This window comes from Amycolatopsis sp. PSD-21 (assembly GCF_055561455.1).
This window is the reverse complement of record NZ_CM145712.1, coordinates 7,113,769-7,128,481: the sequence shown is the minus strand read 5'-3', so window position 1 is coordinate 7,128,481 and position 14,713 is coordinate 7,113,769. Positions and strand designations below refer to the sequence as shown.

General features: G+C 68.5%; 15 protein-coding genes. 10 read left to right on the top strand and 5 right to left on the bottom strand.

Features of this window, described 5'->3' with window-relative positions:
- Window positions 1-315 precede the first annotated feature (315 nt).
- Window positions 316-522 carry a heavy-metal-associated domain-containing protein gene (locus ACZ1DY_RS33400; RefSeq protein ID WP_465482041.1) on the top strand — a complete coding sequence of 69 codons (207 nt, stop codon included), beginning with the start codon at window positions 316-318 and terminating at the stop codon, window positions 520-522.
- Between the two features lie 5 nt (window positions 523-527).
- Entirely contained in the window at window positions 528-746 is a 219-nt protein-coding gene (locus ACZ1DY_RS33395) for a CDGSH iron-sulfur domain-containing protein (RefSeq protein WP_465482040.1), read from the top strand.
- Between the two features lie 51 nt (window positions 747-797).
- On the opposite strand, the gene ACZ1DY_RS33390 is transcribed toward ACZ1DY_RS33395, so the two are convergent.
- Window positions 798-1,079, bottom strand: a complete 282-nt coding sequence (locus ACZ1DY_RS33390; RefSeq protein ID WP_465482039.1) for a metal-sensitive transcriptional regulator — start codon at window positions 1,077-1,079, stop codon at window positions 798-800.
- Between the two features lie 185 nt (window positions 1,080-1,264).
- On the opposite strand from ACZ1DY_RS33390, the gene ACZ1DY_RS33385 reads away from it, so the two are divergent.
- The 5 genes from ACZ1DY_RS33385 (at window position 1,265) to ACZ1DY_RS33365 (ending at window position 6,577) form a co-directional block, all read left to right on the top strand.
- The gene (locus tag ACZ1DY_RS33385; protein WP_257484959.1) at window positions 1,265-1,546 is read left to right on the top strand and encodes a metal-sensitive transcriptional regulator; all 282 of its coding nucleotides are present in this window, start codon (window positions 1,265-1,267) and stop codon (window positions 1,544-1,546) included.
- 31 nt (window positions 1,547-1,577) lie between these two features.
- Window positions 1,578-1,784 (top strand): heavy-metal-associated domain-containing protein, encoded by a 207-nt coding sequence (locus ACZ1DY_RS33380; protein WP_257484960.1) that lies wholly within the window; start codon window positions 1,578-1,580, stop codon window positions 1,782-1,784.
- A 54-nt stretch (window positions 1,785-1,838) separates the two neighbouring features.
- Complete coding sequence (locus ACZ1DY_RS33375) at window positions 1,839-2,798, top strand: hypothetical protein (RefSeq protein WP_465482038.1); 960 nt, start codon at window positions 1,839-1,841, stop codon at window positions 2,796-2,798.
- A gap of 26 nt (window positions 2,799-2,824) precedes the next feature.
- Window positions 2,825-5,080, top strand: a complete 2,256-nt coding sequence (locus ACZ1DY_RS33370) for a heavy metal translocating P-type ATPase (RefSeq protein ID WP_465482037.1) — start codon at window positions 2,825-2,827, stop codon at window positions 5,078-5,080.
- Window positions 5,081-5,611: 531 nt separating this feature from the next.
- Window positions 5,612-6,577 (top strand): hypothetical protein, encoded by a 966-nt coding sequence (locus tag ACZ1DY_RS33365; protein ID WP_465482036.1) that lies wholly within the window; start codon window positions 5,612-5,614, stop codon window positions 6,575-6,577.
- Between the two features lie 516 nt (window positions 6,578-7,093).
- Here the strand turns inward: ACZ1DY_RS33365 and ACZ1DY_RS33360 are convergent.
- Window positions 7,094-8,086 carry a class II aldolase/adducin family protein gene (locus ACZ1DY_RS33360; RefSeq protein WP_465482035.1) on the bottom strand — a complete coding sequence of 331 codons (993 nt, stop codon included), beginning with the start codon at window positions 8,084-8,086 and terminating at the stop codon, window positions 7,094-7,096.
- On the opposite strand from ACZ1DY_RS33360, the gene ACZ1DY_RS33355 reads away from it, so the two are divergent.
- Complete coding sequence (locus tag ACZ1DY_RS33355) at window positions 8,085-9,347, top strand: MFS transporter (protein ID WP_465482034.1); 1,263 nt, start codon at window positions 8,085-8,087, stop codon at window positions 9,345-9,347. The genes ACZ1DY_RS33360 and ACZ1DY_RS33355 overlap by 2 nt on opposite strands.
- A 9-nt stretch (window positions 9,348-9,356) precedes the next feature.
- On the opposite strand, the gene ACZ1DY_RS33350 is transcribed toward ACZ1DY_RS33355, so the two are convergent.
- Both ACZ1DY_RS33350 and ACZ1DY_RS33345 read right to left on the bottom strand, forming a co-directional pair.
- Complete coding sequence (locus tag ACZ1DY_RS33350; protein WP_465482033.1) at window positions 9,357-10,007, bottom strand: TetR/AcrR family transcriptional regulator; 651 nt, start codon at window positions 10,005-10,007, stop codon at window positions 9,357-9,359.
- A 74-nt stretch (window positions 10,008-10,081) separates the two neighbouring features.
- Window positions 10,082-11,485: an amidase gene (locus ACZ1DY_RS33345; RefSeq protein ID WP_465482032.1), complete on the bottom strand. Its 1,404-nt coding sequence runs from the start codon at window positions 11,483-11,485 to the stop codon at window positions 10,082-10,084.
- Between the two features lie 190 nt (window positions 11,486-11,675).
- Between ACZ1DY_RS33345 and ACZ1DY_RS33340 the strand changes: the two genes are divergently transcribed.
- Window positions 11,676-12,560 carry an SGNH/GDSL hydrolase family protein gene (locus tag ACZ1DY_RS33340; protein ID WP_465482031.1) on the top strand — a complete coding sequence of 295 codons (885 nt, stop codon included), beginning with the start codon at window positions 11,676-11,678 and terminating at the stop codon, window positions 12,558-12,560.
- Window positions 12,561-12,583: 23 nt separating this feature from the next.
- Window positions 12,584-13,603 carry an SGNH/GDSL hydrolase family protein gene (locus ACZ1DY_RS33335; protein ID WP_465482030.1) on the top strand — a complete coding sequence of 340 codons (1,020 nt, stop codon included), beginning with the start codon at window positions 12,584-12,586 and terminating at the stop codon, window positions 13,601-13,603.
- Between the two features lie 69 nt (window positions 13,604-13,672).
- Here ACZ1DY_RS33335 and ACZ1DY_RS33330 read toward each other — a convergent pair whose 3' ends face one another.
- The gene (locus ACZ1DY_RS33330; protein WP_465482029.1) at window positions 13,673-14,638 is read right to left on the bottom strand and encodes an Lrp/AsnC family transcriptional regulator; all 966 of its coding nucleotides are present in this window, start codon (window positions 14,636-14,638) and stop codon (window positions 13,673-13,675) included.
- Window positions 14,639-14,713: the final 75 nt, after the last annotated feature.

Below are 14,713 nucleotides of genomic sequence, written 5' to 3'. Positions count from 1 at the left end.
CCGCTGTTCCTTGCCGCGGCAACGCGTCCTTGACGGACAGGAGTTCGTTCCGTGGGACGAAGTGAACCGCTGCCGAAGTGAACCGCTGCGGGCCGCGATCTGCCAGAACTCCTCGATCCGGCAGTTCGTCATGGCCTGAGAACCCGTGCGACCGAGGCATTGTCCACCGTCGGTGCGCAATCAGCGAAGTCAATCCTCGTTGTGGGGCAAAGTCGACAGCTACTTTAAATACCCTAGGGGGGTAATGTATCGTGGTGACGTGACGGCGATCGGATCGCCGCGGAACGAAGTTGTCGAACCGAAGGGTGAGAGCTGATGGACACCACCGTGTACACGGTCAAGGGAATGACCTGCTCGGGCTGCATGAGCAAGGTGACGACGGCGGTGAACGGTGTCACCGGGGTCAGCGAGGTCGACGCGGACATCGCGACCGGCGAGGTGACCGTCGTGAGCGAGGGGCCGGTCGACGCGGAACTGGTGCGATCCGCGGTCGAAGAGGCGGGCTACGAGGTGGTCGGCTGAAGGCGATGGCCGAGAACGAAGGTGAACCGGCTGTCGTCGTCAAGGTCGTGAACAATGGGCCGTATCAGGTGAAAGGGCCCATTCGGCTGGTCGACCACGATGGCGGGGAATACGAACCGGCCGGACGCACCCATCTGCTGTGTCGGTGCGGGCATTCGGCGAAGAAGCCGTTCTGTGACGGCGCCCATGTCCGGACCGGGTTCACGGCGACCAGGGCGGAATGAGAAGCGGGCGGGTGACGTGATGTCACCCGCCCGCTCGCTGTGTCGAAGGGGTCAGGAGCGCACCAGGCGTGCGATCGCTTCGGAGGCTTCGCGGATCTTCCTGTCCGCCTCGGCGCCGCCTTTCGCGGCGGCTTCGACGACGCAGCCTGCCATGTGCCGCTCGAGGAGTTCGAGGGAGAACGACTGCAGGGCGCGGGTGGCCGCGGATACCTGGGTGAGGACGTCGATGCAGTACTTGTCTTCCTCGACCATCTTCTGCAGGCCCCGGATCTGCCCCTCGATGCGTCGCAGGCGTTTGAGCTGGCTCGCCTTGTCGTCGCCGTGATCGACCACGCTCACTCCTCGAGTCGGGATTCCGCGTACGCCCCAATCATGCCCGGCCGGGAGCCGCACTCGCAGGCGGGTTTCGGGGCTTCGTAGCGGTGGATGTGGTCAAGGCGGGGTGGCATACGTCACGGGGGTATGTCAGTTGCCCTACCCCCCTAGGGTATGTAAAGTCGGTTCCAGGAGGACGAGAGATGCACGGATACACGCAAGGCAAGGACGAATACGTGACCCGGCTGCGGCGGATCGAGGGGCAGATCCGGGGCCTGCAGAAGATGGTCGAAGAGGACAAGTACTGCATCGACATCCTGACGCAGGTGTCCGCGGCCACGAAGGCGTTGCAGTCGGTGTCGCTGGGGCTGATGGACGAACACCTCAGGCACTGCGTTTCCGACGCCATCGCCAAGGGTGGCACCGAGGCCGACGAAAAGATCCAGGAGGCGAGCGACGTCATCGCCCGCCTGGTTCGTTCCTGAGACCACGTACCGAAATCGGAGGAGAACCACGATGAGCGAGACCACCTACACCGTCACCGGCATGACCTGCGACCACTGCGTCCGTTCCGTCACCGAAGAGGTCGGCAAGATCAACGGTGTCACCGGCGTCCGGGTGGATCTGCCCACCGGCGCGGTGACCGTGACCAGCTCGCAGGAACCCGAGGTCGCGGATGTCCGTGCGGCCGTCGAAGAAGCCGGATACGAGCTGACCGCCTGATCCGCGGCCCGGCTCCCGATCGCGGGGGATCGCCCCCGCACTAAGGACTTCACGATGAACACAGTTGCGAAGCTCTCCGCCTACGGTGTGGCGCTCGCCCTGGTCGCCGGTGGCGCCTGGGGCGCAGGCACCGCTGTCGGTCCTTTCGCCGGCGCTGCCGGCCTGCCCGGTGGCGAGGACACCGGGCATGGGGACGCTCACAGCGGCACCGTCGCGGAGGCGGCGCCGACCGACGAGCCCGGCGGGCTCGCGTCGTCCAGGGGCGGCTACACCCTCACGCCCACCACCACGACGCTCACCGCGGGCACGACCCAACCCTTCTCCTTCACGATTCTCGGCCCTGGCGGCACGCCGGTCACCGCTTACGACGTCGAGCACGAGAAGCGGATGCACCTGATCGTCGTCCGCCGTGACACCGCCGGTTTCCAGCACGTGCATCCCGAACTCGCGCCCGACGGCGTGTGGAGTGTCCCGCTGGCCCTGCCTCAGGCGGGCAGCTACCGCGTTTTCGCCGATTTCAAGCCGGCGGGCGGTTCGGCCACGACACTCGGTGCCGACGTCGCGGTGGCCGGCGATTTCACCCCCGCCGAATATCAGCCGTCGCGCGTCGCGGACGTCGATGGCTACCAGGTCCGCCTGGACGGCGACCTGGCACCGGGCAAGTCGTCGAAGGTGACCTTGACGGTGGCCAAGGACGGCCGTGAGGTGACCGATCTGCAGCCGTACCTGGGCGCTTACGGGCACCTGGTGGCGCTGCGCGGTGGCGACCTCGCGTATCTGCACGTCCACCCGGACGGCGAACCCGGAGATGGCCGCACGAAGCCCGGCCCGACGGTGACCTTCTTCGCCGAAGTCCCCTCGGCGGGGACGTACCGGCTGTTCCTCGACTTCCAGCACCAAGGCAAGGTCCGCACCGCGGAGTTCACCGTCGCCACCGCCGGCACACCTGCTTCGGCGCCCCAGAACCAGACCCCACCCCCGGCGGCCGACGACGGCCACGGCGGACACGGCTGACCGCGAGCCGGAAAGGAGTGACCACGATGACTTCCGATCTGGACCAGGCCACCACGGCCGAGGTCGAACTCGCGATCACCGGGATGACCTGCGCGTCGTGCGCGATGCGCATCGAGAAGAAGCTGAACAAGCTGGACGGCGTCACCGCCACCGTCAATTACGCCACGGAAAAGGCGAAGGTCACCTACAGCGGGGACATCGAACCCCAGCGGCTGATCGAGCAGGTGGAGGCGGCCGGATACGCGGCCGCCCTGCCCGCTCCGCCGAAGCAGGAGCAGGCGGACGGGCCCGCCGAGGAGGCCGATCCGATCGCGCCGTTGCGGCAGCGGCTGATCGGTTCGGCGGTGCTGTCGGTGCCGGTGATCCTGCTGGCGATGGTGCCCGCGTTCCAGTTCACCTACTGGCAATGGATTTCGCTGACACTGGCCGCGCCGGTGCTGGTGTGGGCGGCGTGGCCGTTCCACAAGGCGGCGTGGGCGAACCTGCGCCACGGCGCGGCCACCATGGACACGCTGATCTCGATGGGCACGCTGGCGGCGTTCCTGTGGTCGCTGTACGCCCTGCTGTTCGGCAGCGCGGGAACGCCGGGGATGACGCACGCCTTCGAGCTGACCGTGGAGCGGATGGCCGGTGACGGCAACATCTACCTCGAGGTCGCCGCCGGGGTGACGACGTTCATCCTCGCCGGACGGTACTTCGAGGCGCGGTCCAAGCGCCGGGCCGGTGCCGCGCTGCGGGCGCTGCTGGAGCTGGGTGCGAAGGACGTCGCCGTCCTCCGGAACGGCAAGGAAGAACGCGTCCCGGTCGATCGGCTGACTGTCGGCGACCTGTTCATCGTGCGGCCGGGGGAGAAGATCGCCACCGACGGCGTCATCACCGAAGGCAGTTCCGCCGTCGACGCGAGCATGCTGACCGGGGAGAGCGTCCCGGTCGAGGTCGGGCCCGGTGACGCCGTGGTCGGCGCGACGGTCAACGCGGGCGGCAGGCTCGTCGTCCGTGCGACCCGGGTCGGCGCGGACACGCAGCTGGCGCAGATGGCGAAGCTCGTCGAAGACGCGCAGACCGGCAAGGCGCAGGTCCAGCGGCTGGCCGACCGGGTGTCGGGCGTGTTCGTGCCGATCGTGATCGCGCTCGCCGTCGGCACCTTGATGTTCTGGCTCGGAGCCGGTGGTTCGGTCGCGGCGGCGTTCACCGCGGCGGTCGCCGTGCTGATCATCGCCTGCCCGTGCGCCCTCGGCCTGGCCACCCCGACCGCGTTGCTGGTCGGCACCGGACGGGGCGCGCAGCTCGGGATCCTGATCAAGGGACCGGAAATGCTGGAGTCCACCCGGTCGGTCGACACGGTCGTCCTCGACAAGACGGGCACCGTGACCACCGGACGGATGGCGCTCGTCGAGGTCCACGTCGCCGACGGCGTCGATGCCGGCGAGGCGTTGAGGCTCGCGGGTGCGCTGGAGAACGCTTCCGAACACCCGATCGCGCAGGCCGTCGTGGCAGGCGCGCGGGATCGGGTCGGCGAACTCCCAGCCGTCGATGACTTCACGAACGTCGAAGGCCTTGGTGTGCAAGGGATCGTAGACGGCAAGGCGGTGCTGGCCGGACGCAGCGCGCTGCTGGAGGAATGGGCGCACCATCTGCCGGAGGCTCTCGCCGAGGCGAAGGCCGCCGAAGAGAAGGCGGGCCGGACCGCGATCGTCGTCGGCTGGGACGGGAAGGCCCGCGCGGTCCTCGTCGTCGCCGACACGGTCAAGCCGACTTCCGCCGAGGCCATCACCCAGCTGCGGGCGCTCGGGCTCACGCCGGTCCTGCTGACCGGGGACAACGAGGCCGTGGCCCGTGCGGTGGCGGCGGAGGTGGGGATCACCGAGGTGATCGCGGAGGTCCTGCCCAAGGACAAGGTCGACGTCGTCAAGCGGCTCCAGGGCGAGGGCAAGGTGGTCGCGATGGTCGGTGACGGCGTCAACGACGCGGCCGCGCTGGCACAGGCCGACCTCGGACTGGCCATGGGCACCGGGACGGACGTCGCCATCGAGGCGTCGGACCTCACCCTCGTCCGCGGCGACCTGCGGGCGGCGGTGGACGCGATCCGGCTCTCGCGGCGGACCCTGCGCACCATCAAGGGCAACCTGTTCTGGGCCTTCGCCTACAACGTCGCGGCATTGCCACTGGCCGCGGCGGGGCTGCTCAACCCGATGATCGCCGGCGCCGCGATGGCGTTCAGCTCGGTCTTCGTGGTGACGAACAGCCTGCGGCTCAAGGGATTCCGTAGCACGGCGAGCTGACGCTCGCTCGATTCGAGGCGCTCGCACGGCACTTTCGGGGCCGCGCGAGCGCCTCTTTGTTGTGCGGCGCTGATCCTCTTGTCCTCAGTGGACGGTCCTGGCCATGCCGCTCGGCCGATGGGACGAGGCTGCTACGGCAAAGGCCACCCCTCGTGCGGAAGCACAAGGGGGCCAGAATCGAGGGAGAACGCGTAGCGCGATACGTGGATATTTCAGTGGTGGTAGGCGTGCGCCACCGCGTGCCCGGAGCCGCGGCCGATGAGCCCCTTGCTCACCGCACGCTGCACGCGCGGCTGGGCGAGGCCGCGGCCGCGCACGTCTCGCGCACCATCTCCGAGGTGTCCTGAACGACCCGGTGTTTGAAGGAAGAACACCGGGCATCCGTGCTCGACGGGCGGCCTGGACGATGCCGGACCGCCGGAGAGGGGGGAACCGGAAGCATCCCGCACGCTCGTCGGTCCGCCAAGGCAACCACAGCGACCAGTCGTGCGTGCTCCGGAAGACCGCTTCCCGTGTTCCAAGGGGTATTCCATGCGTAAGGCCGTACTAAGCGCCGTACTCGGTGCGTCGCTCGCGTTCGCCGTCACCACCGCCCTCCCCGCCACCTCGGCGGCCACACCCTCGGCCGCGTCTTGTACCTGGGTCGCCTCCGACCTGCCGGTCCCCGCCGGAGCCAGCGGTGGCTCGGTGGCCGTCGCCGGGCCGAACGGGTACCTGGCAGGGGTGGTGTGGAAGGAGAACAAGCGGGTGAATGTGCTGTGGCACCACCGCGAGGTCGCCGAAATGCCGCCGCCGCCGAACGGTGCGGTGGTCCAGTTCTCCGCCATCAGCGGCCGCGGCGAGATCGTGGGATACCAGTCCTCGGCCGGCGCCGGCACGGGGTTCCGTTACCGCGACGGCGTTTACGAGACCCTGCCGAGCCCGCCCGGGGTGCGGGCCACGGCCACCGCCATCAACGAGTCCGGTGACATCGTGGGGTACGTCGGCGATGGACGAGTGCCCTACCAGGTCATCCTCTGGCCGGCGAATGCTCCCGGCAGCTACCGGATCATCGCCGACGGCCGAGCTGTCGGCATCGACGACGCGGGCCGGGTGGTGACCGAGCCAGGGCTGGTGTGGTCGCCCGACGGCTCCAGCCGGAAACTGGCCGGGTACGGCGATCTCGTCATCCAGCGATACCAGGGCGAGCGGATCGTCGGGTTGTCATGGGCCCATGGTGAGCAGCTCATCGAGTGGGACGTGAACACCGGTGCCGTCCTTGGCAAGACGCCGGGGACCACCGCGATGGGCATCAACGCGAACGGCCTGCTCGCGGCGTGGTATTTCAACGACGGCGGCTCGCACACACTCGGCATCTGGCGGAATCGGGCCTTCCTCGGCGACTTCGCCCCCGCCAGCAGGATCTCCGCAGTCACCGACGACGACCAGCTCGCCGGTTCGCACGGCCCGGCGTCCCCATGGGTGCCCGCTACGTGGAGCTGCGTTTCCGCGCCATGAGGTGACAGTTCTGGCGACGGCGACGGTCGTTCACGTCGAGGTTGGGGAAGATCCGTGGCGGGCGGTCCATCTGCCGAGTCTCCGCGCAGAGGCGGGAACGCGAACCTCTAGTAGGTGAGACGTTTCCCGCCTCACTTCACCGTGGGTCCCCCGTGCCCGCGACAGGGCGACTGTCGCCGATCGAATGAAGGCAGAGCAGCAAGATCGATCCCTTCAGATGCTTCGCCGGAAGGGTGCGAAAGCCACTTTCGCAACGTTGAAGGTTGCGAAAGTGGCTTTCGCAACCTCGGCCGCGCCCGTCCTCGCGACCGCCCAGCTGTCCTGACGCGAGGCCCCACCTGCTCACCCCGGGCCGCCCTCCACCGGAGGCCTCCTGGTCGGGCGCGTCGCTCCCGAATCCTGTGCCTCGCTTCGCGAAAGTCCGCCAGGTGAGTTGGTGGACTACCGCGCCGGAACCCCAGCCGAGGCTGCTGCTGACACACCGGGTTCCCAGGCGGCCGGGGTGATGGCGGTGACTCAATCGAAGAGGTCTGGCTGCTCGGCGATGATCTGGTCCCAGAGCGGGCGCAGCTGGAACCAGCCGGACAGCGGGCCGCCTGTCTGTTCACGAACCTGAGTGGCGGTTTCGTGGTCGATCGACCGCGGGGTTCCCGCGGCCATGGCGATCAGTTGTGCCTGGCAGGATCGTTCCATCGTGATGAACCACCACGCGGCCTCGGCGACGGTGTGCCCGACGGTCAGCACGCCGTGATTCGCGAGGATGACGGCCTTGTGCGGGCCGAGCGCCTTGCCGATCCGTTCGCCTTCTTCGGTTTCGTTGACCACGCCGCGGAAGTCCTCGTACAGGCCGTGGTCTTCATAGAAGGCGCAAGCGTCCTGGGTGATCGGGTCCAGCGGGCGGACCAGGCTGGCGAAAGCCTTGCCGTGCAAGGAATGCGCATGCGCCGCCGCGACCACCTCCGGCCGGGCCTTGTGCACTTCGGAATGAATGCAGAACGCGGCGCGGTTCACCGGACGCTTGCCCTCGACGACGGTGCCGTCGTGGCCGACGAGGATGAGGTCCGAGACGGAGATCTGATTGAAGCTCATGCCGAACGGGTTGACCCAGAAGCAGTCCGGGTGCTCCGGGTCTCGTGCGGTGATATGCCCGGCGACGCCTTCGGAGAAGCCGAACTTGCCGAACAGGCGGAAGGCGGCGGCCAGTTCTTGTTTGCGGTGCAGCCGTTCTTCCTCGAGCGTGGCGAAGGTGGGGAGACGGGGAGGCTCGACGCCGTCCGGTGTCGGGCCGATCGCCGTTTGAGCGGGGCCGGGAACTGTCGCGGTCACGGGAATCGCCTCCGGTTCGATGCACGAATGTATCGGATGCAGATATGTATCGTGAACCGGCGGCGGCGCGCGTGTCAACCACGCCTTGACAATCGAGTGGCGGGCGCTGACGATACATTTTCGTATCGGATACAGGGTCGTATCACTCGCCGGGGCTGGATCGAGACACCGGGAAGGTGCCATGGATACCCATGACGTGCGGTCCTTGCCGACCGCCCGGCCGGACCGTCGCAGCGGACTCGTTCCCCTCTTCATCTTCCTGTTCCTGGGAAACGTCGCCGTCTATGGGTTTCTCAACGGCACCGGCACGTTGGCCGCCTTCGAGGTCGGCAGGCTCGGCGGCGCCGGTGCCTGGGGAGTGGTGGCGACGTTCGCCGGGCTCAGCGCGGCGCTGGGGCCACCACTGAGCGGTGCGCTGTCCGACCGGACCCGCTCGCGGTTCGGACGGCGTAACCCGTGGCTGATCGGTACTTCGTCGGCCGCGTTGCTCTCGGTGCTGGTCCTGACCGGTGCGCCGACGAGTGTGCTGGTGATCGGCCTCGCGTACTGCGTGGCGCAAACGTTCGCCTATGGCTTTCATGCGATCCTGGCCGTCCTTGTCCCCGACAGGGTGTCGCGTGACAGACGCGGCACGGCGTCGGCCGTGTCCGCGGCCGGGCTGGCCGTGGGGACGGTCGCGGGAACGCAGGTGGCCGCGGCGCTCTCCGCCGGTTCCGCGTATCTCGCGCTCGGTGTCGCGCTCGTCGTGGGCGCGGTCCTGCTGGTCGCGTTCACCAGGGACCCGGTGCCCGTGACAGCGCCCGCCGAGCATCTTGCGGCAACGGGGGAGCGGCGCAGTCCCGCCCGGTGGGCGGCCGGCTTCTTCGCCGCGTTGGCCGGGCACGACTTCCGGTGGGTGTTCATCGGCCGGATGCTGATGTCGCTGTGCTATTTCCTGGTCGCCGCGTTCATCGTCTTCATCCTCGGCGAGTACATCGAATTGCCACCAGGAATGCCGGTACTGTCGGCGGTCGCGGCCGTCAGCCTGATCAACACCGGCGCGGCGGCGGTGGCGGCGCTCGCCGGCGGGTGGCTGTCGGACCGGTTTCGGCGGTACAAGGTGTTCGTCTTCGCGTCCAGCGCGTTGTTCGGGCTGAGCCTGGTCATTCCGGTGGTGTCCCGTAGCTGGCAGATGTATCTCGTGACCGCGTTCCTGCACGGGATCGCGTACGGCACCTACCTCGCGGTGGATACTTCCCTGGCGACGCTGGTGCTGGCCGAGGCGCGGGATTTCGGCCGGGATCTCGGCATCGTCAACCTCGCCCAGGCGATCCCGCAAATCGCCGCGCCCGCCATCGCGGCCGCCGTCGTGGCCCTCGGCGGCTACCAGGTCCTGTTCGGCGTCGCCATCGTGCTCGGGCTACTCGCGGCGATGTCGGTGCTGCCCATTCGATCGGTCCGCTGAGAGCACGGACTACTTGCGGGTTCGTGACGACGTGCCGCGCCGGGCACGCTGTGGCTTCTCGTGCGACACCGCCGCGAACAGGGGCGCCAGAAAGGTCCGCTCCAGAGTGCCGAGTGGCAGCTCCGACGGCTCGACCAGACTTTGCATCATCCCGCCCTCGTGCACGGCGGTCAGCATCCTGGCGAGCAGGTCGAGGTCGATGTCGGGTTTCCGGCCCGCCCGCCGGAAGAAGTCCTGCAGGAACGGGACGATCTGCTCGCGCAGCCTGCGGTCGTATTCGGCCAGCTTCTCGGCGGTCGCCGGATTGCGAATCGCGTAGAGCGAGAATTCCGCCGAGATCAGGAACCAGTGTTGTTCGTCCTTCTCCTGCTGGAACATTCCCTCGAACAAGGTCGCCAAGGGATCTTCCGCGGCCTCGGAGCCCGCCAGCGTGTCGGTCCAGAACGCGACGACCCGATCGGCGTGCTGGTCGAAGAGCCGGAAGAACAGCTCTTCCTTGTTCGCGAAGTTCGAGTAGAACGCGCCCCGCGTCAGGCCCGCACGTTCACAGATGTCCTCGATCGAGGCTCCGTGGAAACCGCGTTCGGCGAAGACCTCGTACGCGGCGTCGATCAGCGCGGCGGTGGTCCGCGGTCGCCGTTTCGTCGGGCCTATGGGCATGGAAGAACCTCAATCGGGTAGCGGTGCCGCGCTGGTCATCCGTCGCCCACTATATCGGATACGGTTCTGTATCTTCACCAGCAAGCGGGTTTGCGGCCCGACCACGGCCGGGCGTCCTCCAGTTGTGCGGCGAGAGCGAGAATGGTCGCTTCGTCCCACGGCCTGCCTGCCAGCGACATGCCGATCGGCAACCCCGCCGAGGGCCAGCAGACCGGCACCGTGATCACCGGCTGGCCGGTGATGTTGTACAACGCCGTCCACGGGGCGAAAGCGGCTTGGCCGGCGAAGTCCTCGGCGGGGTCGTCCTCACGGGCGGCCCCGATCGGCCGCGGCGGGAGGGCGACGGTCGGGACCAGGACGGCGTCGAAGGGCTCGCCGGCCAGCATCATCTTCCGCCCCAGCGCCCGCACGGAATCGACCGCGCGCAAATACGTTGTGGCGGACGTCTTCGCTCCTCGCTCCCGCAACCAGCGCGTGTACGGCCGGAGTACGGCGTCGGCCTCCGGTGGCAGGTCCACGGCGGCGGGCGCGGCGGACCAAACCGTCAGGAAGTCCTCCATGGAGGCCGCGATCGGGGGTGGCGTCAGCTCCTCGACCTGATGGCCGAGCGAGATCAGCAACTCCGTCGCCGCTTCGTAGGCGGCGCGCACGGAGGGGTCGAGTGTTCCGCCGGTCGTGTCGGTCGCGCAGTAGCGTCCGATGCGCAACGTGCCAGGTGTCCGCCCGGCGAGGTCGAGGAAGGTGTGTCCCCGCGGCAGCCGCGCCGACCCGCCCGTGCCGTCCGCCATCGCGTCGAGCAGTGCCGCCGCGTCACGCACCGTCCGTGCCAGCGGACCCTGGTGGACGAACGAGCCGGGATCCAAGGTCGCGGGCCCGTTGCTGACCCGGCCACGGGTGGGCTTGATGCCGACGAGCCCGCAGACCGCGGCGGGGATGCGGACCGATCCGCCACCGTCGTTGCCGTGCGCGAACGGTAGAAGCCCGCCTGCCACGGCCGCGGCCGCGCCTCCGCTGGAACCGCCCGCGGAGCGGGTGAGATCCCACGGCGTCCGCGCCGGTGGCCCGATCGCCGACTCCGTGTAGTTGGGCAAGCCGAACTCGGGGACGTTGGTCTTCCCGAGGCTGATCGTGCCCGCGGCGCGCAGGGACACGACGACGTCGTCGTCGAAATCGGGCACCAGGCCCAGGCCGGCGACGCTGCCGAAAGTGGTCCGGACACCCTTGGTGTTGTTCAGATCCTTGATCGCGAGGGGAACGCCGTGCAGCGGGGGAAGGGCATCACCGGCGCGAACGCGCTCTTCGGCCAGTTCGGCTTCGCGGCGGGCGGACTCGGCGGTCACCGTGAGAAAGGCGCCGAGACTTTCGTTGAGCAGGTCGATACGCGTGAGGTAGTGCTCGACGAGTTCGACGGGACTGAGCTCGCCGGTACGGATCGCGGAAGCCTGCTGGAGCGCCGTCAGGTCGTGTAGCCGGCTCATGATCGTCCCCGTTCCCGCGTGGCCCGACGCGACGATACAGCACTGTACTCGATACGGATACGTATTCGGTTCCTTGTTGACAGACCCCTTCTCGTCACCAAAGATACAAAGCTGTATGCGATACAAAGCCGTATCCTTTTCGCTGGGGCTTCCCCTCGCCTCGCGAACGAGCACAAGGAGCCCCGCCGCGATGACGTCCCCTCCGCCCGCGTCCCCTCGCCGTCGACGCTTGTTCACCATCGCCGCCGCGGCACTCTGTTTGAGCGGAATCGTGGCCCCGGCGGCGGAAGCGTCCGGGTCGATCGCGAACGAGTACGTCGCGCTGGGCGACTCCTTCGCCGCGGGGCCGCTGATCTTCCCGCAAGAGACGTTCGCCCCGTGCTTCCGGTCCACTGTGAACTATCCGCATCTGGTGGCGAAAGCACTGGGGGTCAAGACCTTCCGTGACGTGACGTGCAGCGGCGCGACGACCGCGCACATCCTTTCCGATCGGCAGGCCGGCGTGCCGGTCCAGCTCGACGCGGTGTCCAAGACGACGTCGCTGGTCACGGTGACCATCGGGGCGAACGACATCGGTCTCGCCGGGCTCGGGCTGAGCTGTTTCAATGTGTTGCCCGAGCCGATGGGTGTGTCCTGTATGGACACCCAGACCGCGGGCGGGATCGATCGCGGGGCGAGGAAGGTCGACTCGGCCGCGCCGCTGATCGCCGCCACACTCGACGCGATCCGCGCCAAGGCGCCGCGCGCCAGGATCCTGGTCACCAGCTACACGAAGTACATCCAGCCCGACGGCTGTCATCCGATCCAGCCGGTCTGGCCGAGGGACGCGAACTACATGCAGGGTCTGGTCGACCGGCTCGCCAAGGTCACCGCACGGGTCGCGGCCGAGCACCATGCCGAGTTCGTCGACCTGATCACCCCCGCCGCGGGGCACGACGGCTGTCAGCTCACCCAGAACTGGGCCAACGTCGTCGTCCCCGGCACCACCCTCGGGCTGGTTCCCCTGCACCCCACCGCTCTCGGGGAGCGCAACTTCGCCCGCCTGATCGTCGCGCACCTCGCCGGCGCCCGCTGACCGAACAACGGAACGGAGTTCCAGTGCAACGACGAACGCTCGGCCGCACGATGGCCGCCTTGCTGGCCGCGTTGACCATGGCCGCGTCACCCGCGACGGCGGTCGCCAGTGCTCCTGGCGGACAACTCGATCGATTCGACGAATACGTGGCCTTGGGTGATTCCTACACGTCAGGGCCGTTGATCCCGTGGCTGCGGTTGGATTCGCTGTCGTGCTTCCGCTCGACGGGGAACTATCCGTCACGGCTCGCGGCCAGGATCAAACCGTCCCGGTTCGTCGACGTGAGCTGCGGCGGTGCGGACACGCCGGACATGACCCAGCCGCAAGGGCCCGGGGTGCCGCCACAGCTCAACGCGCTGAGTGCCCGGACCGACCTAGTCACCATGGGAATCGGCGGCAACGATTTCGGCAGTTTCGGTGAACTGACCAATACTTGCATGGCGCTCCGGAACCAGAACCCGGTCGGCGCACCCTGCCGGGAGCATTTCGAAGCCGACGGAGGAACGGAACTCGCGCGCCGAATGGCGGCCGTCGAGGACAGGATCGTCACTGTGGTGCGCGAAATCCGGACGCGATCACCGCACGCGAAGGTCGTCTTGGTCGGCTATCCGCGCATCGTTCCGCCCGAAGGCTACTGCCCGGACATCATTCCCTTCGCCGATGGCGACTACGACTTCTACGACGAATGGGAACGGAAACTGAACACCGCGGTCGAGAAGGCCGCACAGCGGACCCGCGCGGAATTCGTCGACACCTACACGCCATCGCTGGGCCACGACGCCTGTGCCACCGGGGGCGCCGCGTGGATCAACGGCGCGAGGTTCAGTCTGGTCGCCGCGCCGATGCACCCGTTCGGCGCGGCGATGGCCGCTGAGGCGGCGCTCATCGCCGACGCGCTGGAAGGAAAACGCACGACTTCCGGCACGCTCGACCGGGTCGTCACCGAGGCGGCGGCTCAGCAACAGGCCTTGCTGTCGCACGCGACCCCCGCGGAGCTTGCCCGCCACCGCGCCACGGCGGACCGCGTTCGCCCGGCAGGCTGAGCACCCCCGGAGTGGCGGACCTCGATCGAGGCCCGCCACTCCGGCGGCGGCTGGCCCGATCGGCTCGGTTCAGCCCGGTACCGGCACGCCCGCCCGTTTGACCGGCCGCACGATCGGCGCGGTTTCCCACCGTCCGATGGCGGGGAGTTCGGCCACCGGACCGGTCAGGTAGGCGTGCAGGGCCCGGGGGCTCGGCGTCAGCACGACCGCGTACAGGTTGGTCGGCCCGGTCGTGGAGCCGACGAAGGTCACTTCGTCATGGCCGGCGAGCGCCGTGCCGACCTCGACGAGCGCGGACGGCGTCACGGACAGCCAGAGGATCGCGACGGTGCCGCGGCCGATCAGCGCGTCGTCGAAATCGACTCTGAAGAACAGCGCTCCGGAACGGCGAAGTTCGGCGATCCGGCGCTGTACCGCGGTCTGGGAGAGGCCCACGGCGCGAGCGAGGTCTCGGTAGGTGGTGCGGCCGTCACGGGTCAGTTCGGCGATGAGCGCGCGATCCCCGCCGCTCAGTGTCACGGTCCCGGCAGGCTCCGGCGGCGGGGGCCGTAGTGCGCGCACCTGCTCGGCGGTGAGCGGGCCGATCTTGTTCAGGATGTTGACGCCTCCGCCATAGAAGGTGTGCAGGAGCCAATGCGCGCTGACCCCGGTCACCCGGCGGGTCCGCGGTAGTTCGCGCAGCAGCGTGGACTCGCCGCCTGCCGCGGACCGGGTGGTGCACACGATCTCGGTGGCACCGGAGGTGAGCTGCACCCAGCGCGTCTCGGGATGCGCGGACACCGCGGCCGCGACGGCGGCGGCGGATTCCGGGGCGCACTGGATCCGCAGCAGCCATTCCTCTTCGCCGACCACCAGTGAGTCGGTGAGGCCGACGACGCGGATCTCTCCGCGCGACCGGAGCCTGGTGTATCGGCGGGCGACGGTCTGGTCGGAGACGCCGATGGTGTCGCCGATCAGGCTGAACGACGCCCGGCCATCGATCTGCAGCGCATGGAGGATCTTCATGTCGAGGAGATCAAGACCGTCGGAAATCACCGATCAAGTCTGCGTCTTGTCGGATACCTGCGCAATTCGGTGTCTGTGTGTCGGGTCGGGGGCGCGCTGGCGGAC

What these genes read in the sequence shown, in the direction of transcription:
- ACZ1DY_RS33370 (WP_465482037.1), top strand. Translation starts at nt 2,825, where the DNA reads ATGACTTCCGATCTGGACCAGGCCACCACGGCCGAGGTCGAACTCGCG.
- ACZ1DY_RS33375 (WP_465482038.1), top strand. Translation starts at nt 1,839, where the DNA reads ATGAACACAGTTGCGAAGCTCTCCGCCTACGGTGTGGCGCTCGCCCTG.
- ACZ1DY_RS33385 (WP_257484959.1), top strand. Translation starts at nt 1,265, where the DNA reads ATGCACGGATACACGCAAGGCAAGGACGAATACGTGACCCGGCTGCGG.
- ACZ1DY_RS33380 (WP_257484960.1), top strand. Translation starts at nt 1,578, where the DNA reads ATGAGCGAGACCACCTACACCGTCACCGGCATGACCTGCGACCACTGC.
- ACZ1DY_RS33400 (WP_465482041.1), top strand. Translation starts at nt 316, where the DNA reads ATGGACACCACCGTGTACACGGTCAAGGGAATGACCTGCTCGGGCTGC.
- ACZ1DY_RS33355 (WP_465482034.1), top strand. Translation starts at nt 8,085, where the DNA reads ATGGATACCCATGACGTGCGGTCCTTGCCGACCGCCCGGCCGGACCGT.
- ACZ1DY_RS33350 (WP_465482033.1), bottom strand. Translation starts at nt 10,007, where the DNA reads ATGCCCATAGGCCCGACGAAACGGCGACCGCGGACCACCGCCGCGCTG.
- ACZ1DY_RS33365 (WP_465482036.1), top strand. Translation starts at nt 5,612, where the DNA reads ATGCGTAAGGCCGTACTAAGCGCCGTACTCGGTGCGTCGCTCGCGTTC.
- ACZ1DY_RS33360 (WP_465482035.1), bottom strand. Translation starts at nt 8,086, where the DNA reads ATGGCACCTTCCCGGTGTCTCGATCCAGCCCCGGCGAGTGATACGACC.
- ACZ1DY_RS33395 (WP_465482040.1), top strand. Translation starts at nt 528, where the DNA reads ATGGCCGAGAACGAAGGTGAACCGGCTGTCGTCGTCAAGGTCGTGAAC.
- ACZ1DY_RS33345 (WP_465482032.1), bottom strand. Translation starts at nt 11,485, where the DNA reads ATGAGCCGGCTACACGACCTGACGGCGCTCCAGCAGGCTTCCGCGATC.
- ACZ1DY_RS33340 (WP_465482031.1), top strand. Translation starts at nt 11,676, where the DNA reads ATGACGTCCCCTCCGCCCGCGTCCCCTCGCCGTCGACGCTTGTTCACC.